The following is a 22,955-nucleotide window of genomic DNA, read 5'->3' as shown; positions in this document are numbered from 1 at the left end:
CTTGATTTTAAAAGATCAAAAGATCGCAGCCTTCGGCAGCTCCTACAGGGGGGGCATCTTTCAGGTGGGGCGATTTACCGGGTCGCGATTATCGTCATCCTCGGCGTGCAGAAAGATCACCCGCGGATGCTCCAGCGGCGCCAGCGGTGGCGGCAGCTCCGCAGGCTCCAGTGGCCGAAAGTTCAGCACCACATGGCTGATGTCACCTTCCTGATCGTTGTGGATGGTCATCACCCCCGGCGTGCGCAGTTTCTGCAAGCGCTCATCGCACAGGCGGAAGCTCTTGCTCAGCCCTTCATCATCGACCACCGGCGCCGGCAATCGACGCTGGGCGAAGCTTCGGCTTTTGCGCTGTTGATAACGCGCCCAACCAATCAGGATCACCGCGTTGACCAGCGCCACCCACAGGTAGATCTGCAACGTCCCCAGCGCCTCGAACGCCGAGTTGTCGATGCGTGGCCCACCGGCGTGGGTTTCGATCAGCGGCCACAGCCCGCGTATCAGCAGGAACAGCAGGCCGACCCAGGCCAGCACGGTGAGAATCACGTCGATCACGACCAGGAACGGTCGCTGGCGGGTCCGGATGATTTTCATTTGATGACCTCCTCTTCGTCGTCGCCAACCGGTTTGATGCCCCGATCAGGACTGACCCAGCGCGCACGCTTCTGATGTTGGCCAAACAAGACCTTGGGGAAGCTGACCAAGGTGGTGAGCAGACTGACCAGCCAGAAAGCGATCGGGTACCAGACGACCCAGAACATGGTTCGGCCCAGACCCGGCTCATAGCGCCGGTCGATAATGATGCTGACGGCGAACTGCACCAGACAGACGAAGGCCAGCAGCAATCCAGTGAACGCCGGGGGCATCAGGTGATGCACGGCAATCGACTCCGGCATGACGACGAACTTGCCAACGGCCCAGAAGATTACCGACAGCAGAAAGGTGAAGGCCCAACCGGTCGAAAGGCAATACTCGAACAGCAGCGGCCACAGGTAACGATGGCGGTACTGCCAGATGCCGCGGATGTTCTTGAACAGCACCTCGGCACCGCCCTGGGCCCAGCGCAGGCGCTGCTTCCACAGACCACGCAGGGTTTCCGGCATGAGGATCCAGCACAGCGCGCGCGGCTCGTAAAAGATGCTCCAGTGATCGAGTTGCAGCTTCCAGCTGATGTCGATGTCTTCGGTGATCATGTCCGGGCTCCAGTAGCCGACGCGGTTCAACGCGGTACGGCGGAACGCGACGATCACCCCGGACACGGTGAAGATCCGCCCGAACACCCGTTGCGTGCGCTTGATCAGGCCGATGATCGAGGAGAACTCACCGACCTGCACCCGCCCGACCAATGTCGAACGTGTACGGATACGCGGGTTGCCGGTCACCGCGCCGAGGCGCGCGTTGTCGAGCATCGGCGCCACCAGATAGGCCGCCGTGTTCGGTGCCAGCAGCGCGTCGCCGTCGATGCACACCAGATATTCGCTGCGCGCAGCAATGGCGCCCATGCGCAGGGCCACAGCCTTGCCCTGGTTTTCCGCCAGGTGCAGCACCCGCAGGCGTGGGTCTTCTTGGGCGAGCCGGTCGAGCACTTCGGCGGTGTTGTCCTTGGAACCGTCGTTGATCGCGATGACTTCGATGTTCGGGTAATGCTGGGCCAGCGCCGCGTGAATGGTATCGGCGGCGTTTTCGCCTTCGTTGTAGCAAGGGATCAGGATCGAGATCAGTGGTTCGCCTTCCAGTGGCGGCGGCAGGGTGTCGTCCTTCCACGGCCAGTGGCGTTCCCAGTGCAGCCAGAAATACAGGCCACCGGAAATCCACAGGCCGGACATGAACAACGGGTAGAAGAACACGAAGTCCATCAGGAACTGCCCGGTGACCAGGAAGATCAACCCCAGCGGCACGCCGAGGACGAGCGCCAGAACAAGCAGGGCTAACAGTCTATCCAGCATGTCATGGGTTCCATTTGTTGGAGAGCGCAGGCCTTACGGTTTTCAGGTCCGGCAGGTTGTCGAGGAAGTTGTCCGGGTAGTAACCAAAACTGGTCGCCCCCTGACGCTTGAGCCGGCCCATCCAGTCGGCCAGTTGCGCGCCGTCGATGTCGGCCTGATCCTTTTTCGTCCAGTCGCGGGCTTGCAGTTCGAACACCGTGCGGTCCAGAGCGCCGGGGCGCTGCTTGATCTTCGCCACCAGGTCTTCGAGCCACGGGCCGGATTGCGCCTGGGTCTGTTTTTCCATCAGCGGCATGGCCATCGGCGCCGTCCAGTCGTAGGTCACGAGGAAGTCGTCGAGGTTCTGCGCAAACCAGGCTTCGCTCTGCGGATTGAGCACCGGCTCGGCGAAGATGTTGCGTGCGGTCAGCACCTGCGGGCCACGGATCGCACGGACCTTGGCGGTCAGCTCATTGGTGAAATCGATCAGGTATTTACTCTTGAAGCGCGTCCAGCGTTGCATCGCCGCCGGATCATCTCGAAGCGCAGCGATTGACCCCGGCAAGCCGTGCGCGGCATAAGCTTTCAGGGCCTCGGGGCTGGCGTCTTCGAAGTCCGAGAGCACCGCGTCGTCGTGGTACAGAATGCCGTCCACCGAGGTCAGGCGCGCCACGTCTTCGTAGATTTCACCGATGATCCGCCGTACTTGCGGATCGAACGGCGACAGGCGCTGATACTGGTCCGGATCGACCGCGGTGCTGCCGGTCTTCGGATCCCAGCGCGTGACACGCGGCAGTTTCGCATCGAGGCCAAAACTCAGCACCGGCATCCAGGCGAAGACTTTCACGTGCGCCCGAGTGCGCAGTTGCCAGGCAACGCGGTCGAAAATATCGGCGCGCACCGGCAGGTGACGGTTGGGGAAGTACAGCGAGTGCACCAGCCCGTCGCCCTTCGGATCGGCGAAGGCCTGCAGGAACACGGTGTTGGCACCCATGTCGGCCATGCGCTGGATCAGCTTGCCGAGGTTGATTTCCTGCTGCGCCGGGTCCGGGTCGTAAACGTTGTCCAGATCGACGTGCACCACACGCATGGCGAAATCCGCTTGCACGCCGACGATGCTGTTGGCGAAATGCTCGCCGTCAGGATCCGAGGCCACCAGGAAGCGCGGACTGCTCATCAGGTTGTCGAGGGCGTCGAGACCGTCGTCCAGGGTCAGGGCCATTTCGTAGCCCTGCTCGCCGACCACGGCCAGCGAAGTGCCGTCCGCCGTGCCGTACGGCCAGACCCAGATGCGCGGTTTCTTGCCGGTGACCTTGCGGATTTTTTCCGAGATGGTCGCCACGTCATTGCTGATTCGAGCGCGGAACTGTTCTTCGGACTCATAGCGTTTGGTGAGCGGATCGTAGCGTCGGGTGGCCGCCGCCGGCTGCATGTTGCCTTGCGGGTTGGCGAGGATGCCTTTGTGGCTGGCGTCGGTGTGCGCGGCGATTTCCACCAGCCCTGACTGCGAGATTTCCCGCACCTGATCCCAGGTCAGAAAGTCCGAACGTGCGCGGGGGGCACCGGCAAAATCCACCGGTTGATTGAGCGGCGTGTCGATCCACACGCCGACCGGCGCCAGCAGAGCGTGCCAGTTGTAGGCGCGCAGCACCGGCAGCACGCGGGTGTAGAAGCTTGAATAACCATCGTCGAAGCTGAGCAGGATCGCTTTGGCCGGCAGTTCCGGGCCGCCCTTGCGCGCCGCCATGATCTGATCGACGGTGACCGGTTGGTAGCCGTTCTCCCGCAGCCACGCGAGCTGCTCGATCATGCGTTCGGTGCGCACCGCCACCACCGCCTGATCGGGGTCGCGGTCTTCGATATCGTGATAGGCGATGCCCAGCACATGGTTTTTCGGCCAGGGTTTTTCACTGGCCGCTACGGGACGTTGCGACGGCGGCGCGAAGGCCGGGGCTTGCTGGGCGCAGGCGCTGATCAGCAGCACTCCCAGCAGAAGGATGAAACGCGTCATCAAAGGCATCTTCAAACTCTTCTAGAAGCGGAAAGTGAGGTCGACGAGCAGACGCAGATCGGTCTCCCCGATCACCGTCGTAGGGCCGGTTGATCACACTGAACAAACCGCCCACCTCGAACACGTCGTTCCAGGCATAACGCTGGCCGTAGCCGAGCATTGCCATGCCGCCAGTGCCGTGATCACGCTGGCTGTAGGTGCCTGCACCGGCCTGGAACTGCTGGCTCCACGAGGTTTCGTAACGGTGGTAGAGCACATGGTTGACGTTGACCGTCGGCATCACGCTGAAGTCCGATTTCGGGTTGAAGTACGGCACATCCTCGGACTTGGAGTTGTGGCTGGTACCGACTTCCAGACCGGCATCGACCTGCACGTTCGGCGCGCTGTAGACGCCCTCGCGCCCGGTGAGCAAAGCTTCGACGCGGTTATTGCCGTCGCTGAAGTGCGACGGACTGACCGACAGCCGCCACTCGCGACTTTCGTCGGCGCGCCAGCGAATGAACGCGTTGCCGCCGTTGGCCTTGATGTCACTGTTGAGCGCCCGCAACGGCGTCTCGGCCGACAGATAGGCGAAGCTGCCGCCGTACTGCCAGTGGTCGTTGATGTCGCGGGCAATCGCGATGCGCGCGCCCTGTTTGGCGCCGTAACCGTAATCGTGGTTGGAGACCTCGGCTTCCAGGCTCATGTCGCGGGTACGACGCTCCAGGCCCACGCGCTGGAAGCGGTCGGTACCGGTGCCTTCGGCGAAGTCGCCGGTGGCATACCCGGCGCCGACGAACACCCGCCAGTCTTCATCGATCGGCGGGCTGTACAAAGTGCTCTGGATGCCGAAATCGCGGCTGCCACTGACCGCGCCCGCACCACTGCCGCCGCCTCCGTTGGCCTTGCCGCCATAGGCTTCGACGCGCAGTTCGGACATGTCGTGCACTTCGCGCTCGCGGGCTGCACGCTGTACCTGACGGTTGTCCGGAAAACGCGCGACCACGTCATCGGTCAGCGCATCCATCTGCCGCCATTCTTGCAGGGACATCGCGGTGCGCGCCTGAGCGAGTTCCAGGCCCATGTCGCGCGGGACCATGCTCTCGGTTTCCTTGAGCTGGGTTTCCGCGCGGCGTGGCCATTGCCGGGCCAGGTACAGATCGGCCTGCGCCAGGCGCAGGCCGATGTTGCCCGGGGCCTGATCGACCAGGGTTTGCAGACGTTCCTCGCCGTGCGGCAGGTCGGAGCCGTAGGTGCCGGCCTGCGCCGCGAGTTGCTGCGCGTCCATCCATTCGTCGTTGGGGTTGCCGATCGGCAAGCCCTTGAGTTCGACGCGCGGCTTCTGGGCCTTGGCCAGGTCCTCGGCGACGTTGCGCGCTTCATCGGCGCGATCGCTTTCCAGCAACGAGTAATACACCGCGGTGGTGTCTTCGAGGCGATCACCGACATCGGCGTCCGGGGCCGACAGCACCTGGCGATACAGGTCGGTAGAGACTTCTGGCTGGCGCTGATCCAGATACGACGCGGCGACCCAGCGCAAGGCGTAGGTCGGAATCTTCACGCCTTGGCTTTGCAGCTTCTGGTATTCATTGATCACGTCAGCGGTGCGCGCCCGGGCCTTGAGTGCACCCATGCGGTCGATACGCCAGCGAATCACGTCATCGTGGGCGCTGGCATCCGGGGTCCAGGTGGCGAGCAGTTTGTCGTAATCGGCCAGCGCGCGGTCGGCGATCACGTAGCGTTCTTGTTCACTGCGGGTGGCGAGTTCGGCCAGACGCACGCGTTCGGCGGCCAGATCACCTTCGAGGCGGCGCAGGGTGACCGGGTCGATCAGCCCCGGACGTTGATTGGCCAGACGCAGCGCCGGTTCCGGCAGCCGCGCCTTTTGCAGGGCGACCACGTATTCGCGGGCGACCTCCGGCTTGCTGCCGGCACGGATAAACGCTTGATCGTATTCAAACAACGCGTCGTACTGCTTGCCGGCGCGGGTCAGGGCATAGCCCAGGGCAAGGCGGCGCGAAGGATCGTCGGGTTTGGCGGCGACCAGCGCCTTGGCGCGGGTCACGGCTTCGTCGGGTTTGCCCGCGTCAGCCTGAGTCAGGGCCAGCCCCAATTGCAGGTCAGCGTTGTCCGGCTCCAGCGCCAGCGCCTTGTTGTAGACCTGAGTCGCCTGATCCCAACGCTTGAGGTTGCGATAGGCCCGTGCCGTGGCGGTCAGTGCCTGCACCGGCAGCACCCGGTCACGGCCCTGGGTTTCATAGACCTGCACCACTTCGGCATCGAGGCCGGCCCAACTGGCGATCTGCAGGTGATCGCTGATCTGGCCAGTGGTCGACTGCCCCGGCGGCACCTGGCGCAGCACATTCAGCGCGGGCGTGGTCTGCCCGGCACGGGCATCACGCACCATCTGATCATAGGGCGTGTCGGCAAACGCCAGTGCCGGCCAGAGCAACTGGCTGCACAGCGCAACACGAAACAACGGGCGTAAACCACGATGTAGAACAGGCACATCAATACGCGGCATTCGTCAGCATCCTTACATGGCCAGCCGGGTCGCAATGCCCCCCTTGCCCATTCGTAACGGAGGCTGAGCCAACAAAGACCCAGCCAAGCTTAGTCAGGCAGTCTTGCATGCAAGCGTAGTCGAATATTCAGAACACAATAATTGTTCAGAATCGTGCCGCCGGCTCAGTGCAAAACCCGAATGCCAGACAGCAAAACGCCCGGCGTCCGCGAATCCAGAGGCCGGGCGTTGCTATTTAGAGCGCAGGATTACTGCACTTGCGTGACGCCAGCGAACTTGCTCATCAGGAAGCCGACGAACTGCTCGACGGTCATTTTCTGGCCGTTGAATTCCACCTGGTTGGCGGCGTAGTGCAGCTTGGTCACGACATTGGTGCCGTCGACGGTCGCCAATTGCGAACCGACTGCCATCCCGGAGAACATGTCGGCGCCGGCGCTGGCCTGGTCGACGATGGCTTTGGCGTCAGTCTGACCGTCGAGCTGCGCCTGCACGCTGAGCAGATCGATCAGCATCGGCTTGGACACCTGAATATTCAGGTCCAGCAGCGCGATCAATTGCTTGCCCAGTTGATCCGGCGGCAGGTCCATCGACTGCGGTTTGGTCAGATCAATCACCAGACTGGCGCGGCTTTCACCGTTGGCGGTTTTCAGCGACAGGTTTTCCAGCGCGATCTGTGGGCTGGCGGCCAGCAGTTTCTGCAGGTCAGCCTTGACCTGTGCCGATTCGGCTTCGGTCAGGTTCAGTTCCGGTGCCGGCAGACCGGCCTCGGCAGCCGCCGCCGCTTCCTTCTCGTACGGCTGCAATTTGGTCTGGTAGATCTGCATCAGCGACATCGTCGACGGGATGTCGAGATTTTTCAGGCTCATGGCCATGTTGGCCGAACCGATTTTCTTGTCGTTGAGGGTGACTTCACCGACCTTGTAGTCAGCGCGGCCCGAAGCATTGCTGCCGCTCTCTTCGGTGAGGTTCTTCATTTCGAAGTTCTTCACACCGAGTACCGACTGCTTGGGCCCGAAGGTGGTTTTGCTGTTGGTCAGCTCCAGGGTGTTTTCCCCGGTGTAGTAGCCGTAGCTGCTCTTGGCGAGGTTGCTGGCCAGGGTCAGACCGTTGAGTTCGACCTGCACCGGCGCCTGGTCCTGGGCCACGGTGACCAGTTTCAGGCTGTCCATGTAGCCGTCAGCCTTGACCTTCTGCGCCTTGGCACTGGCGGAGATGTTCATGGTCAGGCCGGAGAATTTCAGGCTCGATTGCTCATCCAGTGCGGTTTCCAGTGGCAGCAGTTCGACGCTGCTGGTGGTGGACTCGTCGTAGCCGATGCTGGTCACGCCCTTGACGGGTGCGGCCCCCTTGGTGGCGGCAAACCATTTTTCGGTGGCCGGGCTCTTTTCCAGCTCGTAATTGCTGGTGGCCATGACCGGCAGCCACTTCAGCGACACCAGACGCGAGAAGGGCAACGGGCCGTGTTCGATGTGGTCGACGAACAGCAACTCGACCGGCTTGTCACCGAACATCTCGCCCTCGCCCTTGAGGCGGTAGTGCGCGGTGCTGGTGAAAGTGTGGCGTTCCAGCGACACCAGTTCCAGCGATGCGGTGCCATTGGAACCGGCCATCGCGGTCTGCAGCTCCTGGTTGGCGTTGGTGACGGCGTTGTTCAGCACGCCTTCGATCCTGGTTCCGGTGTACCAGGCCCCACCCGCGCTGATCGCACCGATGGCAACAACAATCCCGAGAAGCACGCCTGCTGATTTATTCATGAATGACCTGATCAATGTCCGTGGCTGTAAGTGTGGTCGTCTTCCCTGAACCCGTGACCGGGTTGCGGCTCGACTCCGCTGAAATTAGCGGTGGAGATTAGCACTGGCAGCGCGAGGCGGCCCAATGTTTAAAGGTTAAAGAGTGTCTATGGACACGCGCAAAAGCAAAAAAGATCGCAGCCTTTCGGCAGCTCCTACAGGGAACGCATTCCTTTGTAGGGAGCTGCCGAAAGGCTGCGATCTTTTGCTTTTCAGGAATACTGGACCTCGATCTCATCCAGTTGATGATCAAAGCTCTTCAACCGCGCCGTCCAGGTATACACCAGCACTTCAAAGTCGCGGTCGATCACCGCCCCGCCCGGCCCGTCGGCTCGGGGGTCGCAGAAATCCAGCTGATAGCGTTCGCGGGCCATGGCCGTGGCGACATCCGACAGTTCGCGGGCATTGTTGAGCCAGTGCCAGCCTTCATCGGCGATCTGCTTGTCGAGTTCCAGACACTGTTTTTTCAAGGCTTCGAGGCTTTTTTCCAGCGGCGTGCCGGTCAGTTCGCCCATGACTTCGGCGAAGGTGCGTCCCGGTTGCCAGTAGCTGCCCCAGAAGTAGCGATCGAACACGGTTTCGACCCGGCGCAGGGCGACTTTGGTGTCCCAGATCAGCACCAGGGTCTTGCCTTGTTCAAGTTGGCGTTTCTTGACCCGCTGCACCTGGATCGACGCCCAGGCCACGACGACAATTGCCATCACCGCGATCAACGCCGTGGCGCTGTCGAGGAAGACCATGGCCTTGTCGATCTGATGGGCCAGCATGATGCCGTAGAAATAGGTGGCCGACAGCAGCACCAGCGCTACCAGGGCGCACCAGAAGCCGAGAGCGTAAGGGTTTTTCATTATTGGTTTCCCCTAGACCAGCGCTAGCGATGTGCGCTGAAAGGGTGCGTTGCACGGGGCACCCTTTCAACACTTCAAAGCATAGCAACGGCTTCAGGGTTTGCTGGTGCTTGAGGCTTGCGTTCGTCCGCTTTCCCAGCCGCCACCCAGGGCGAGGAACAAATCGATCTGGCTCATGGCAACCTGGGTGTTGGCAGCGGCCAGTTGCGCGGTGACATCGGTGTAGGTGCGGGTCGCCTGCAGGTCGGCGAGGAACGACTCGCGCCCGGCCTGGAAGAAGCGATGGGTCTGGTCCGCTGCCAGTTTCGCCGACTGCTCGGCATCGGCCAGGGCGTCGCGGCGTTGCAGCAGTGCGCTGTACTGGGCCAGACCGGTCTGGGTTTCGCGGATGGCGTTGAGCACCACGCCGTCGAAATGCGCCAGTGCGGCCTGGGTGTTGGCCTCGGCTTCACGGATCCGCGCACGGGCGCCGTTGGTCGGCACCTTCCAGCTCAACGACGGACCGAAGCCCCAGCGGTTGGTCGACGGATCGCCCAAGTCGTCAATAAGACCGACGGTGCCGATGGTCGCGCCGATGCTGATGTCCGGATACAGCTCGCCCGTGGCGACGCCGATGCCCGCTGTCGAGGCCGCCAAGCGACGTTCCGCCTGACGGATATCGGGACGACGCTTGAGCAGCGCCGCACCGTCGCCCACCGGCACCAGTTGGGCAATTTTCGGCAGCTCGGCACAAGTGGCGGTACCGGCCGGCAATTGCTCGACCGGTTTGGCCAGCAGCATCGACAGGCGGAACAACCCGGCCTGACGCGCTGCCTCATAGCGCGGCAGGTCGGCGCGCAACGACTTGAATTGGGTTTGCGAACGGGTGACCTGGGTTTCATCACCACGCCCGGCATCGCGCAGACGCTGGATCAGCGTGGTGCTCTGCGATTGCAGGTCGAGGGAGTGCTGGGCAATTTCCCGCTCTTCGTTGGCCGCGCACACCTGGGTGTAGGCGCGAACCACGTCGGCCACCAAAGTGATGCGTGCGGTGTCAGCCGCTGCTTGAGTCGCATCGGCGTTAGCCTTCGCGCCTTCGATACCGCGTTGCAGGGTGCCCCACAGATCGAACTGATAAGACGCGCTGATGCCAATATCGCCGACGTTGTCGACCGGGACTTTTTCCGGCAGCAAGAACGCCTGCCCGGATTCCTGCAAACGCTGCGCGCCCATCTTCACGCCCGCGCTCCAGCCACCCGCCGCTTCGGCTTCATCGACTTGTGCGCGAGCCCGTTGAAGGTTCGCCGCCGCTACGCGCAAATCAGTGTTTGACGCCATGGCTTGCTGCACCAGTTGATCCAGTCGCGGATCCTTATACAGCCGCCACCAGTCCGCCGGCACCGGCGCCGACACCACTGGTTTGCCGTCCACCGCCAGCTCGCCCTGAAAATCCTTGCGCTGCACCGCCGCATCAGCGGGCAGATGATAGTCCGGCCCGACCATCTGACAGGCCGAGAGCATCATGCCCAACCCGGCGATCATCAGGGCCCTGTTCATTGCGCGGGCTCCTGGGTTTTGTCGTCGATGATCGACACGGTCGCGGTCCTACCGGCGATCATGCGGAAATCTGCCGGCACCTCGTCAAAGGCGATGCGCACCGGAATCCGTTGCGCCAGGCGCACCCAGCTGAACGCCGGGTTGACGTTGGGCAGCAGGTTGTTGCCGCTGGTGCGGTCGCGGTCTTCGATACCGGCGACGATGCTTTCGACATGCCCACGCAGCCTGGCCTTGTCGCCGATCACGCGGATATCCACCGACTGCCCGACATGAATACCGTCGAGTTTGGTTTCTTCGAAATAGCCGTCGATGTGGAACGAGTTGCTGTCGACCACCGACAATACCGGACGCCCGGCGGTGACGAATTCCTGCACTCGCGGCGCACGGTCGTTGACGTAACCGTCCACCGGGCTGCGGATCACCGAACGATCCAGATTGAGCTGCGCGCTGTCCACCGTCACCAGCGCTTCGGCCAGCGCCGATTGCGCCCGGGCGACTTTCGACTGGCTTTCTTCCAGTTGTTCGGCCGGCACCAGATTGCCCAGACCACGGTTACGCTTGGCTTCACGCTGCGCCTGGGCCAGGGTTTCTTCGCGATCGGCGACCGCCGCTTTAGCCTGACGCAGGGCCAGTTTGAAGCGGTCCTGGTCGATGCTGAACAGCACCTGGCCGCGTTTGATCAACTGGTTGTCCTTGACCTCGACCTGCTGGATCAGCCCGGACACGTCCGGGGCGATCTGAATAATGTCGGCGCGAATGTGGCCGTCACGGGTCCACGGCGCAAACATGTAATACATCACCATGCGCCAGACAAGGACGACGGCGAAAGTCACGATCAGCAGGGTCAGGACCACGCGACCGATAGTCAGAAACGGTTTTTTCATGTCATCAGGTATCGACTGAGTGAGTCCACGCCGTACAGCATCACGGCGTAGAGGGCCACGTTGAACAATGCCCGGTGCCAGACCAGACGGTAAAAGTGCAGGCGCGTGAGCACGCCATGCACCAGCACAAACAACACATAGGTGATGCCCATCAACACCAGCAGGGTCGGCAGGAAAATGCCGCTGATATCCAGATCACCAATCATAGGGGCGCTCCATCGGGCAGCGGTTCTTCGGCATCGCCCGTGCTGACAAATTCCACGCCGGGCAACAGCGCCAGGCGCAAACCGCTCAGGGCATGCAACAGGTTTAGCCGGGTTTCTTCGTCGCCGTGGCCTTTGAGCGCGCGGCGGGCGCGGTCCATGGTCATCAGCAGCGGGCTCGGTGCCGGCAAGCGTTCGCCGGCCTTGAGGCAAGCGCGGAAATACTCGCCGACCTCGGCCACCACTTGCTGCAGCAGGGCCTTCGGCGCGCCGCTGACTCGTGGCGTGTAAGCCAGCAGATCGAGCAGGTTCAGGCCGACACGCACTTCACGCATGGCAATCCCGGTGTCCTGTCCGGTCATGGCCAGACGCGGCAAGTGCTGCATCAGACGATCGAGCAACTGCACGCCCAGATGCCGATGTTCGGCCAGATTGGCCGGCTCGGTCATGCGCACGATGTCTTTCCAGCTGAAGCGGGTCAGACGTTTGGCGGCCAGCTCGACGCCGAACGGGCGGGCGATCAGGGTCCAGATAAACGCGAACAACAGGCCCAGAGGGCCGGCCAGGTTGGAGTTCACAAAGGCGAAGAAGTCCGCGTCGTACGCGCCCTGAATGCTGATGAACGACGAGGTGTTGACCAGCGTCAGGAGCATGCCGAGGAAGAAGCGTGGCTGCACCGTCAGGGTGCCGACACAGATGAACGGAACCGCAAACGCCAGTACCAGCATCGGGAAATCGTGCAGGTTCGGCAGAATCAGGAACAGATAGAGACTGGCGAACAGCACCGACATCCCGGTCCAGAAAAAGAACCGGTAGATCTGTGGCGCCGGGTCGTCCATCGAGGCGAAGAAACTGCACGCTACCGCTGCCAGAATCACCGCACTGCCGCCGTCCGGCCAACCCAGCAGAATCCACAGCACCGAAGCGACGATGATCGCCAGAACGGTCGAGGCCACCGAATACAGCATCATCCCGCGGTCGAGAAATGGCGTCAGCCGCCCGAGGCGCCAGTGCCGGTAAACCGCGCGCCAGCTGTCCTGGCGCTCGCAGAGAATCGCGTCCTGCAAACTGCGGCAGTCCTGCCACAGATCGATGAATTCACCGAGGCGATAAATCGCGTTGGAGAACAGCAACTGCTTGCGATCTTCCAAGGCCTCGCAGCTTGGTTGCAGGGCCTGGAGTTGATCCTTGAGCGCCTGCCAACGCGCCAGATCAGCGTCGTTATGGGCGAGCCATTCCTGGGTCGCGGTCAGCAGCGGGGCAAACTTTTCCACCAGTTCCGGCGTGCGTCGCTCAAGGGCGTAGAGCGAGTCTTCCAGAGCGTCGATTACCGGCAAGAGGTGGATCATCCGCCCGCGCAGTTCCTTGGTGTTGCGCACGGTTTGCGGTCGAGCGCCTTCGTGGGGCAACTGGCCGATCATCAATTCGAGGCTGTTGAAATTGGCGACCATGGCCATGCGCAGCGTGGCGATCTGTTCAGGCTGCACGTCGCGGCTGAGAAACTTCAGGCTGTAGGTGGTGGCGTCGGCGAACCACTTGCCCACCGCGTCGTTGAACACCGGCGCCAGGCGACGCGGCCAGAACATCGCGCCGACCACCGCCGCCACGGCGATACCGAGAAAAATCTCTTCGGTCCGCGCTTCCGCCACGTCCCACACCGCCAGCGGATTATCCACGGTCGGCAAGGCGATCAGCGGCAAGGTATAACCGGCCAGCATCAGTGCGTAGTTATTGGCGGTACGCAGGTGCAGCGACAGGAACAGCAAAATCCCCGTCCACAAGGCAATTACCACCACCAGCACATACGGACTCTGCACAAACATCGGCACGAACAGCACCGCCGCCGCCGCGCCGAGAAAGGTACCAATGGCGCGGTACAAAGCCTTGGAACTGGTCGGGCCGAGAAACGGGCTGGAGACGATGTACACCGTGGCCATCGCCCAATACGGACGCGGCATTTGCATGAGCAAGGCGATGTACAGCGCAATCATCGACGCTGCAAAGGTGCGGACCCCGTAGAACCAGTCACGGGCAGGCGGGATGCCAGAGAAAAAACCGTTCAAGAATTAATCACCACAGGCGGATTGGCCGCCTCAAAAGCTCGCAGTACCCGAAGCGTAGCTTCCAGATCACTCTGGTCGATGCCTTCGAGCACTTCATGACGCAGACGCACCAGTTCGCTTTCCACCGCTTGCACCAGTTCACGGCCGGTGTCGGTCAGGCTCAGGCACTTGGCCCGACGATCCTGCGCATCTTCGGTGCGGCAGACGTAGCCGGCGTGGCACAACTGGTCGAGCAGGCGTACCAGCGACGGACTTTCCATCCCGGCTGCCTGCGCCACTTGCACCTGACGTACACCCTCGCCCAACCGCCCGATCATCAACAACGGCACGGCGCAGGCTTCGGAGATTCCATAGTTGACCAGCGTGGTCTGGCAGATCTTCCGCCAATGCCTGGCGGCCACCACCATGGCACTGCTGATGTTCATCTGGAGAGCGTCGAGGGAATTCGGCACGGGAAAATGCACACTGTTAGTTTGCTAACTATCAATATCGCATTGGCGGTGAATTTCAGTCAAGTTTTGAAACAAATCTTCTCTGCAGAGAATTTGGGTTTTACTCAGTCCTACAAAACCCGCCCCTTGCGCAACAACACATCCAGCTGATCCACCACCTCCGCCCAATCCGCATCATCAAGAATCTCGCCGCGCAAGAAATCCGCCTGACTTTTACTCCAGAAAAACGCGTCCGCCAGGTGCAGCTCGGGTTTGAGCGGTGAATGGGTGGCGATGAATTGGTCGATGCTGGTCGGGTCGTCGCCCAGTCCCAGTTGTTTGAACAGGGACGGCAGGCTGTGGGTGGGCTGCTCCATGGAGGACTCCTTCAAGAATTCGGTGGGTGGAGATTATTCGCGAGCAGGCTCGCTCCCACAGGGGGAACTCGATCAACCTGCTCGCGAAGGCGCCGGCAAAAACGCTACAGGTCCTACTGACTCAACTCCCGCACCTCGGCATGCGGCACCATTTTCAGAAACTCGGGCATGCTCATGTGCAGCAGGTAGTTGTGGTTGCCGGCTTCCAGGTAAATGTCTTTCTGCCGGGTCAGCAGCGGGTCGATGACCATGTCCAGGCCGTAGGAATCACCCAGCGGCGGCACCGCGCCGCGTTCGCAGTCATCGAAGATGTGCGCCAGGTTGCTTTCCCGGGTGATCTGCCATTCGCCGCGGCTGCGCACTTTGCTCAAATCCAGGTGCCGGCTGGCCGGCAGCACGGCCATCAGGTAATGCCCGTGGTGGTCGTCGAGAATCACCGACTTGGCCACGCGCTCGGCGGGCACCCCGGAAACCCGTGCGGTTTCCAGACTGCTGGCGGAGTGGCGGTGGGCCACGATGTCATATTCGCAATGCGCCCGGTTCAGGCTGCTTTGCACTTTTTTTGCCATACGCATGCTGCACCTCGGTGTCACGCGGAACGTTGTGCCTGTTCTGCTGAGTCTAGTTCGGCGAGGCTCAGGCGAAGGGAAATCCGCTCACTGGACACATCTGCTCATTGAGCAGAATTCATTCAGCGCCAGGCTCAACTAGACTTAAGGAAACACCCCCATGACTCTCCCGGAGGGTCACGTGAACAGCCGATGTTGTCTGTTTTTTCTGATACTGCTGGCCAGCGGCCCGGCCCTCGCGGCTGACGTCCCGCTGACGGCGGTCAATCCGGTCGGCCTGTGGCTGATCACCCTCGGCATTGCCTTTCTGATTGCCGAAGCCGCGCTGCCCAACTACGGGGTCATCGGCCTTGGCGGGATCATCATGTTCGTCATCGGCGCGCTGATCCTGAGCAACGCCGAGGTGCCGGTACCGATGATCATCGGCCTCGGCCTGCTGAGCGCCCTGCTGCTGATCGCCTTGATCGTCCGCGCCTTGAAAACCCGCCCCCGCCATACTGTCAGCGGCGATGCCGGGCTGGTCGGCAGCGTGACGGCGGTGACCACCGTGCAAGCGCAAAACGCCCACAACGGCTGGGTGCATTTGCAGGGTGAACACTGGCAAGTGCACAGCGCCACACCCTTGCACACCGGACAATCGGTGCGCGTGGTCGGGCGTAAGGGCTTGTTGCTGAAAGTCGCCGCGACTGACGCGGTGCGACACGGAGAGTGATCATGGGTCTGCAAATCGGTTTTGTTGCACTGCTGCTGTTGGTGATTGCACTCGCCGGCTCGACCTTCCGCATCCTGCGTGAGTACGAGCGCGGCGTGGTGTTCCAGCTCGGGCGCTTCTGGCAGGTCAAAGGGCCGGGGCTGATCCTGTTGATACCGGTGGTGCAGCAAATGGTCCGGGTCGATCTGCGCACCGTGGTGCTCGACGTACCGCCGCAGGATGTGATCACCCGCGACAACGTCTCGGTGAAGGTCAATGCGGTGCTGTACTTCCGCGTGCTTGACCCGCAGAAGGCGATCATTCAGGTCGAAGACTTTCTTTCGGCCACCAGCCAACTGGCCCAGACCACCCTGCGCGCGGTGCTCGGCAAACATGAACTGGATGAACTGCTGGCCGAACGCGAGCAACTGAATATCGACATCCAGCAGGTGCTCGACGCCCAGACCGACGCCTGGGGCATCAAAGTCGCCAACGTCGAGATCAAGCACGTCGACCTCAACGAGTCGATGGTCCGTGCCATCGCCAAACAGGCCGAAGCCGAACGTGAACGCCGGGCCAAGGTGATCCACGCCGAAGGCGAACTGCAGGCCTCGGAAAAACTCATGCAGGCCGCCGAAATGCTCGGCCGTCAGCCCGGCGCCATGCAGTTGCGCTACATGCAGACCTTGAGTTCGATTGCCGGCGACAAGAGCTCGACGATTGTCTTTCCCCTGCCCATCGAATTGCTCAAGGGGATGGCGGATCTGTCGGGAAAAACCTGACAGCAAAAGATCGAAGCCTGCGGCAGCTCCTGCATCGGTTATGCGTACACCCTGTAGGAGCTGCCGAAAGGCTGCGATCTTTCATGCATTGCGCAGCAATTCAAGATTCAGAAAGGCATCCTGGGCACATTGCCGAACCCGTTCGCGCAACCACGGCGAAGCCTCGCGACGCTTGTCTTCGCCATCGGCAACAAAGCGCTGGGACGGCTGCTTGGCATGCTGCATCGTCGCCGCCAACACCTGCTGCCGCTGCTCGACATTCAAACGAAAAAACTTCGCCAATCGTCCGGCCATGGCCTCGGGCAACTCGCTGTAGTTCACCAGCAGTCCGTCACCCTCACGGCAGTGCAGATACGCCGACGCCAGCAAGTGTCCAAGCCGTCGTGCAATGAAGTCTTCACTGCCGGTAAATGGCAAACCATCGTCGAGCACACAATCACCAAGCATCCCCGGCACCATGTGCATCCCCGGACGACGCACGTGCGATACGGCGATTTCCAGCGGATCGCGATACACGAACAGCCACGGCGTGTCGGGAAAGCATGCCTGCAACAGCGGCCATTCGCCGATGTTCCAGGCATCGAGCTTGATCACCAGTCGCTGCTCGATACCGCGTCGACGTTGACCGTAGGCCGAGAGCAGTCCACTGATCGCTGCCCGCCGCTCGGCTTCGGGCAGCTCACCGCGCAAAAGTGCATCAAGCGGCGGAGGCTCCGAGACTACGATGTGGTCATCGAGCCGCGCGAGCATCTGGCTGATCAATGTCGAACCGCAACGCGAGGCGTGCAGGATAAAGGCACTCGGGGCCAACCCCGGACTTTGCGCTTGCCACTCGGTCAGCACCGATAGCGGCGTCTGCCGGCGAAAAGCCTGATTGAACGGCAACCGCAGCGCTTCTTCGACGGCGTCACGAAAAAAAGGCTGATGCAGTGGTGTGTCAGCAAACCAGCACCAGTCCACTTGCCATTGCTCCGCCAGCGGCCAGATCCGGATCGGCAGCCAGCCGTCGAAGTTCAGCCTTTCCATTGTTCGTTCCATTGCCGACAACCGTTGCGCATCGCGGCGCGCAGTTCTTCGCGGGAGAATGGCAAGCCGTGTTCGGCGGCCAGCTCCAGAGTGCGCTCGATGAATATTTCGGGGTCCGTCATGTGCTGCAGAGTCGCCGCCAACGCTGCATCACCTGCAACCAGTCGCTGGAATCGCTGTAACGCCGAATCGGCCGATTGCGGTGCAGGGGTGTCGCGCAAACCTTCGGCGATCTTCTGCGTGAGCCAGGCCCCGGGCCGGCAGTCGAGCACCAGATGAATCCGCGCGCAGGTATCGAAGTTATCCACCCGATGCACACGAGCAAGATCGAGAAACCAGCACTCCCCCGCCGACATCGGCACACGTTGACCCTCGAGCCAGAAGTCCACGGCGGGCGGGCTGAGCAGTGGAATGTGCAGGCGCAGATCGGCGTCCGGCCCCTCCAGATCGTAATCACGGTGCTCATGAATCCGCCCGCCCGGCCCCAGTCGCAGCAGGCGTGCGCTGACGATATCCAGCGCCAGCTCACGTAGCCCCAACCGCCAGCGTTCATCGCGCAGCCAGGGCGTGCGCTGCACTGTTTCACCGCGTCCGGGCGATAACTCGGTCAGGGCATCGGCGGCCGAAATCAGTGCCACGCCGCTCCAGTCGCCCGTGAAGTAATCGGTGTTGAAGTGTCCGCGCCAAGCCTCTTCGGCAATCGCCTGCAGCGCCTGCAACAGCAGCGGCAAGTCTACCGCCACCGGCAGACGTGAACAGACCGGGCGGCTCATGCCTTGGGCAACACCGCGCATTCGCCAAGCCAGGTCAGCAGCCGGTCCAGACAGGCATCCACGGTCTGCACGCCGGTGTCGAGCACCAGCGAGGCCTGCGCGGGCGGCTCGTACGGTGCCGAAACCCCGGTGAAACCGGCCATCTCGCCACGCCGTGCGCGGGCGTAATGACCCTTCGGATCACGCTGTTCGCACACCGTCAGCGATGCGCTGCACCAGACCTCCCGATAGTCCGCAACCAAACGCTGGGCGAACACCTCTCGCAGTTCCAGCAACGGCGCGATCATCGCCAGAATCACGATCTGCCCGTTTTCCACCAGCAGCGCTGCCAGCTCGCTGGCACGGCGGATGTTCTCCAGGCGATCGGCGTCGCCAAACCCCAGATCGCGGTTGAGCCCGACCCGCAAGCCGTCGCCATCGAGCACCACGCTCTGCACTCCACGGGCAAACAACTCGGCGTGCAGCGCTTGGGCCAGCGTCGATTTGCCCGCCGCCGGCAGACCGGTGAGCAAAATCGCCGCACCGCGATGGCCGTTGCGGGACTCGCGTTGCCTGCGGCTGATGCTGGCGACGGGCGCCTGCAGATTATTTGGCAGCAGCATGCGCCACCACTGGCACCGAAATATCCCCCGACGCCCACGCCGATTCCCGGTTAGCCAACGCCGTGGCGATCGACTGCACTTCGGTGGACTGCACCTGATCCGGCAACGGATCGAGGCCGGCGCTGGCGAAGATCTGCCCATAGGCATTGCGCAGATCGGCATACGACAGATCGCGGCGCAGATCCGCTTGCAGGTTGTTCAGTTCGCCCTGAATCAACTCCAGCTCGCCGATGCCGGCGGCCTGGTGCCGATTGCGCAACTGACCGACGATCTGCCCGTCGATGTCCGACAGTTGCTGGTTGGTCTTGAACTGACGCAGCGCCTCTTGATAGTTGGCATTGGCCACATACAGCTGCGCCAGCACCGCGATCGACATCGCCTGACGGCGTGCGGTGGCGACTTCTTCGCCGGCCTTGGCCACATCGATGGCTGCCGGGGCAGAGATCACATTGAACAGGTTCCAGGTGACTTTCACCCCATAGTCGGCCCAGCGATCGTTCACCAGAAACGAGTTGCTGTCGTAGTGTCCGCCGGCGGAAAACTCCAGGCCCGGCAACATGCGCAACATCGCCTTGCGGGTTTCAGCAGCACTGATCCGGGTCTGGTAATCCTGCTCGCGCAGTTCCGGACGGCTGGTCAGGGCTTCCTGCTCCAGCCTGGAAATATCGACCTTGAGTTCCGGGATCTGATAACCGTCGTCAGTGGCCAGCGTCAGGTTGGTGCCCAGCGGCAGATTGATCAGGGTCGCCAGTTCGGTTTTCGCCAGCGACAACGCCCGGCGTTGCTCTTCCAGTTGCCGGGTCGCTTCGATCAACGAACGCTGGTAACCGAGGGACTGCACCGGATCACCGATGCGCTGCTCGCTCATGCTTTCGCTGTTGCGGCGGGCGGTGTCGACCCGGGCCATCAGGCTGTCGATCTGTTTGAGCAGGCGTTCGGCCGCCATCGCCCGCCAATAGGCCGAGCGCACGTCCTGCACGATGGTGTTGATCACTTTGCGCCGGCGTTCCTGAACGATCAGGCGCTGGTCGCCCTGTTGCTTGGCGTTGATGTAGCTGACGCCGAAGTCGAGGACGTTCCAGACCATGGTCAGGTCGGCGACGTTGCGGTCGCGGTCCTGGGAGGTCGACGGTTCCAGGGACTGGGTGCCGGTGCGTACGCTCTGGCTGCTGGAGGCGCTGACATTGTTGCGTCCGACGTAACCGGCATCCAGCGCCATGCGTGGCAGCATGTCGAAGCTGGCGAGGTCGAGCTGCCGCTTGGCCAGCGCTTCCTCCATGATTTTCAAGCGCCCTTCGAGGTTGTATTTCACCGCGCGGGCCATGGCCTGGTGCAGGGTCAGCGGACCGCTCAGCGGTTCCTGACCCTTGTACATGCTTTGCAGGTCGGCTTTGGCCCGTTGTTCGCTGACACTGCGTTCGATCGGTTCACTGGTGACTGCACATCCGCTGATTGCCAGCGCCAGCAGGCTGGCGCCGAACAATTTTTGACTTTTCTTCATCCCTGCATCGCCCCTGGGTGCTGCGCATATTGAGTTGTTGTGTGTGTTATCAGGCCTGCATTTCGCTGATACCGACCTGTTGCAGAGCCGCCGCCAGGTTGTCGACCCGGTGCTGCTCGCTGTCCTTGATCTGTTGCAGTTGCTGGCCCAGGGTCGGCGCGCCGAACACACCGCGCAGACCCTGGGAAATATCGCCGCCCGTGATCGAATGACGGTCGAAGGCATTCAGCGAATCGCGCTCTGCGGCGCTGTCCTGATGGAACAGGCTCGACAGCGTACTGCTGCCGAACACCCCGCCATCGCCACCGCCAAACCCGAGGAAGCCATGGCCGGAACCATCGCCGCCGCTGTCGCTGCTGGTGAAAACCTGGGCGATGAAGCTCGGGCTCAGGGCGCCGTGGTTGATGAAAATGTCACCCAGCGGACGGATGCCGTTGCCGATCACCCCGTTGTTCGAACAGCGGCGCGAAGGTCAGCGGTGAGCCGAGGTCGCCGGTGGGCGGTGTGAAGATGAGCGGTTGCAGCGGGACGTTCGGCGCCGATGGTGGCACGACGGGGTCGCTGCTGCGGAACTCCGGATCCGGCGGCACCACCACCAACGGCGAGGTCGGTGTCACCGGCGGTACGACCACCGGCACCGTATTGATCACGTAGTTCCCGGACTGACTGATCCCGCTGCCGCTGTTGCCCGACTGGTCACTGACCCCGGCCGTGTTGATGCTGATTGCATTGCTGGCGCTGTTGACGTTGGCGGTCGGCGTCAAGGTCGCCGTCCAGGTCTTGCCACCGTCGCTGCTGCTCAGGTTGGACAGGGTGCCATTGGCCACGCTGAGGTCCGCCAGATCGAAACCGCTGACCGCTTCGTTGAAGGTGATGATCACCTGCGAAGTCTGGCCGACACCCAGATTCGGGTTGGCAACCACGACCGTGGCGGTCGGGCGCTCGCTGTCGAGGGCGTAGTTGTTCGACACCGCCACGGTGCTGCCGGCGTTGCCTGCCAAGTCGGTGACGTTGCTGGTGTCCAGCGCGATGAAGTTGCTCGGGTCGGTCACGTTCGCGGTCGGCGTGAAAGTCGCGGTCCAGGTCTTGCCGCCATCGCTGCTGCTCAGGTTGCTCAGGTCGCCGTTGGTCACGCTCAGGTCGGACAGGTCAAAATTGTTCACCGCCTCGCTGAAGGTGAAGGTCACCGTGGTGGTCTGGCCGATGCCCAGATGCGGATTGGCAACCACGATGTTCACCGTCGGCCGGGTCGCATCGAGGATGTAGTTGTTGGAGATGGCGATGCTCGCGCCGAGGTTGCCGGCCAGATCCTGGACGCCGGCGGTGTCGATCAGGATCAGGTTGGTCGGGTCGTTGACGCCGGCTGTCGGGGTGAACGTCGCCGTCCAGGTGATGCCACCGTCGCTGCTGGTCAGGTTCGACAGCGCACCGTTGGCGACGCTGATATCCCCCCAGATCGAACCCGATCACCGCTTCGCTGAACGTGATGGTCACGGTGGTGGTTTCACCGATGCCCAGGCGATTGTCGGCGACCACGATGGTGGCGGTCGGCAGCGCGGTGTCGATGGCGAAGTTGTTGGAGTCGGTGATGCCGATACCGCTATTGCCTGAGACGTTGGTCACTCCGGCATTGCTCAGGCTGATCAGGTTGGTCGCGTCAGTGACATTGGCGGTCGGGGTGAAGGTCGCCGTCCAGGTGACACCGCCGTCGCTGCTGCTGACATTGCTCAGCGTGCCGTTGGCGATGGTCAGGTCGCTGTTGTCGAAACCGCTGACCGCTTCGCTGAAGGTGATGGTCACCAGCGAGGTTTCCCCGGCCTTGAGCGAAGTGTCGGCAACCACGATGGTGGCAGTCGGCACCTGAGTCTGCACCTGATAGTTGGCGGAGCTGGTGGTGCCGGTGCCGGTGTTGCCGGCCAGGTCGGTAATACCGGTGTTGTTCAGGACAATCAGGTTGGTGAGGTCGGTGATGCCGATATTCGGCGTGAACGTGGCCGTCCATGTAATGCCGCCGTCGCTCGACGAAACGTTGCTCAGTGTGCCGTTGGCAACGCTCAGGTCGGCATTGTCGAATCCGGTCACGGCCTCGCTGAAGGTGATGGTCACCAACGCGGTTTCACCGGGACGCAGGTCGCTGTCGGCCATGACAATGGTCGCCGTCGGACGCTGACTGTCGACCGCATAGTTGTTGGAATCGGTGGTGCCGCTGCCGGCGTTGCCCGCGAGGTCGGCGATGCCGGTGTTGTCCAGGGTGATCACATTGCTGGTGTCGGTAATCCCTGCCGCCGGGGTGAAGGTCGCTGTCCAGGTGATGCCGCCATCACTGCTGCTGACTGCGCTCAACGTGCCGTTGGCGATGGTCAGGTCGGCGTTGGTGAAACCGGTCACCGCTTCGCTGAAGGTGATGGTCACCAGACTGGTCTGGCCGACGCCGAGC

18 protein-coding genes and 2 pseudogenes are annotated in these 22,955 nt (G+C 62.3%); 2 read left to right on the top strand and 18 right to left on the bottom strand.

Features of this window, described 5'->3' with window-relative positions:
- Positions 1–60 precede the first annotated feature (60 nt).
- The 13 genes and pseudogenes from pgaD to HT737_RS16660 all read right to left on the bottom strand — a co-directional run bounded on the left by pgaD (position 61) and on the right by HT737_RS16660 (position 15,149).
- Complete coding sequence (gene pgaD / locus HT737_RS16720) at positions 61–594, bottom strand: poly-beta-1,6-N-acetyl-D-glucosamine biosynthesis protein PgaD (protein WP_047290751.1); 534 nt, start codon at positions 592–594, stop codon at positions 61–63.
- Entirely contained in the window at positions 591–1,946 is a 1,356-nt protein-coding gene (pgaC, locus tag HT737_RS16715; RefSeq protein ID WP_095667856.1) for a poly-beta-1,6-N-acetyl-D-glucosamine synthase, read from the bottom strand. The genes pgaD and pgaC overlap by 4 nt, the downstream gene beginning before the upstream one ends.
- A gap of 1 nt (position 1,947) precedes the next feature.
- Positions 1,948–3,945 carry a poly-beta-1,6-N-acetyl-D-glucosamine N-deacetylase PgaB gene (pgaB, locus tag HT737_RS16710; protein WP_182403330.1) on the bottom strand — a complete coding sequence of 666 codons (1,998 nt, stop codon included), beginning with the start codon at positions 3,943–3,945 and terminating at the stop codon, positions 1,948–1,950.
- Between the two features lie 12 nt (positions 3,946–3,957).
- Positions 3,958–6,439: pseudogene (pgaA, locus tag HT737_RS16705) on the bottom strand (poly-beta-1,6 N-acetyl-D-glucosamine export porin PgaA).
- Positions 6,440–6,687: 248 nt separating this feature from the next.
- Positions 6,688–8,193, bottom strand: coding sequence for a YdgA family protein (locus HT737_RS16700; protein ID WP_121183026.1), 1,506 nt, complete (start codon positions 8,191–8,193; stop codon positions 6,688–6,690).
- Between the two features lie 251 nt (positions 8,194–8,444).
- Positions 8,445–9,080 (bottom strand): hypothetical protein, encoded by a 636-nt coding sequence (locus HT737_RS16695; protein ID WP_025113416.1) that lies wholly within the window; start codon positions 9,078–9,080, stop codon positions 8,445–8,447.
- A gap of 93 nt (positions 9,081–9,173) precedes the next feature.
- A complete protein-coding gene (locus HT737_RS16690) occupies positions 9,174–10,616 on the bottom strand; it encodes an efflux transporter outer membrane subunit (protein WP_121183022.1) in 1,443 nt (480 codons plus the stop codon).
- Positions 10,613–11,500: an HlyD family secretion protein gene (locus HT737_RS16685; protein ID WP_047290744.1), complete on the bottom strand. Its 888-nt coding sequence runs from the start codon at positions 11,498–11,500 to the stop codon at positions 10,613–10,615. The genes HT737_RS16690 and HT737_RS16685 overlap by 4 nt, the downstream gene beginning before the upstream one ends.
- On the bottom strand, positions 11,497–11,706 hold the full coding sequence (locus HT737_RS16680; protein WP_007957657.1) for a DUF1656 domain-containing protein: 210 nt from the start codon (positions 11,704–11,706) through the stop codon (positions 11,497–11,499). Before HT737_RS16680 ends, HT737_RS16685 begins: the two co-directional genes overlap by 4 nt.
- Positions 11,703–13,766, bottom strand: coding sequence for an FUSC family protein (locus tag HT737_RS16675; RefSeq protein ID WP_182403328.1), 2,064 nt, complete (start codon positions 13,764–13,766; stop codon positions 11,703–11,705). Before HT737_RS16675 ends, HT737_RS16680 begins: the two co-directional genes overlap by 4 nt.
- Positions 13,763–14,191 (bottom strand): MarR family winged helix-turn-helix transcriptional regulator, encoded by a 429-nt coding sequence (locus HT737_RS16670; protein WP_047290742.1) that lies wholly within the window; start codon positions 14,189–14,191, stop codon positions 13,763–13,765. Before HT737_RS16670 ends, HT737_RS16675 begins: the two co-directional genes overlap by 4 nt.
- Before the next feature lie 137 nt (positions 14,192–14,328).
- Positions 14,329–14,574 (bottom strand): DUF2789 domain-containing protein, encoded by a 246-nt coding sequence (locus tag HT737_RS16665; protein WP_131670839.1) that lies wholly within the window; start codon positions 14,572–14,574, stop codon positions 14,329–14,331.
- 113 nt (positions 14,575–14,687) lie between these two features.
- Positions 14,688–15,149 (bottom strand): aminoacyl-tRNA deacylase, encoded by a 462-nt coding sequence (locus tag HT737_RS16660; protein ID WP_041070977.1) that lies wholly within the window; start codon positions 15,147–15,149, stop codon positions 14,688–14,690.
- A gap of 154 nt (positions 15,150–15,303) precedes the next feature.
- On the opposite strand from HT737_RS16660, the gene HT737_RS16655 reads away from it, so the two are divergent.
- Positions 15,304–15,855, top strand: coding sequence for an NfeD family protein (locus HT737_RS16655; protein ID WP_182403326.1), 552 nt, complete (start codon positions 15,304–15,306; stop codon positions 15,853–15,855).
- Positions 15,856–15,857: 2 nt separating this feature from the next.
- Complete coding sequence (locus HT737_RS16650) at positions 15,858–16,616, top strand: slipin family protein (RefSeq protein WP_041070974.1); 759 nt, start codon at positions 15,858–15,860, stop codon at positions 16,614–16,616.
- An 81-nt stretch (positions 16,617–16,697) separates the two neighbouring features.
- Here the strand turns inward: HT737_RS16650 and HT737_RS16645 are convergent, their stop codons facing one another.
- From HT737_RS16645 to HT737_RS16625, 5 genes and pseudogenes are all read right to left on the bottom strand, one after another.
- Entirely contained in the window at positions 16,698–17,642 is a 945-nt protein-coding gene (locus HT737_RS16645; protein ID WP_131670836.1) for a sulfotransferase family protein, read from the bottom strand.
- Entirely contained in the window at positions 17,630–18,415 is a 786-nt protein-coding gene (locus HT737_RS16640) for an aspartyl/asparaginyl beta-hydroxylase domain-containing protein (RefSeq protein WP_182403332.1), read from the bottom strand. The genes HT737_RS16645 and HT737_RS16640 overlap by 13 nt, the downstream gene beginning before the upstream one ends.
- Entirely contained in the window at positions 18,412–19,017 is a 606-nt protein-coding gene (gene cysC / locus HT737_RS16635; RefSeq protein ID WP_182403324.1) for an adenylyl-sulfate kinase, read from the bottom strand. Before cysC ends, HT737_RS16640 begins: the two co-directional genes overlap by 4 nt.
- Positions 19,001–20,518: a TolC family protein gene (locus tag HT737_RS16630; protein WP_047290735.1), complete on the bottom strand. Its 1,518-nt coding sequence runs from the start codon at positions 20,516–20,518 to the stop codon at positions 19,001–19,003. The genes cysC and HT737_RS16630 overlap by 17 nt, the downstream gene beginning before the upstream one ends.
- A 49-nt stretch (positions 20,519–20,567) precedes the next feature.
- A pseudogene (locus HT737_RS16625) lies at positions 20,568–22,955 on the bottom strand (Ig-like domain-containing protein); the annotation flags it as partial.

The sequence above is a fragment of the Pseudomonas sp. MD195_PC81_125 genome, assembly GCF_014060985.1.
Taxonomy (GTDB): Bacteria; Pseudomonadota; Gammaproteobacteria; order Pseudomonadales; family Pseudomonadaceae; genus Aquipseudomonas; species Aquipseudomonas parakoreensis.
This window is presented reverse-complemented; position numbering and strand designations above follow the sequence as displayed.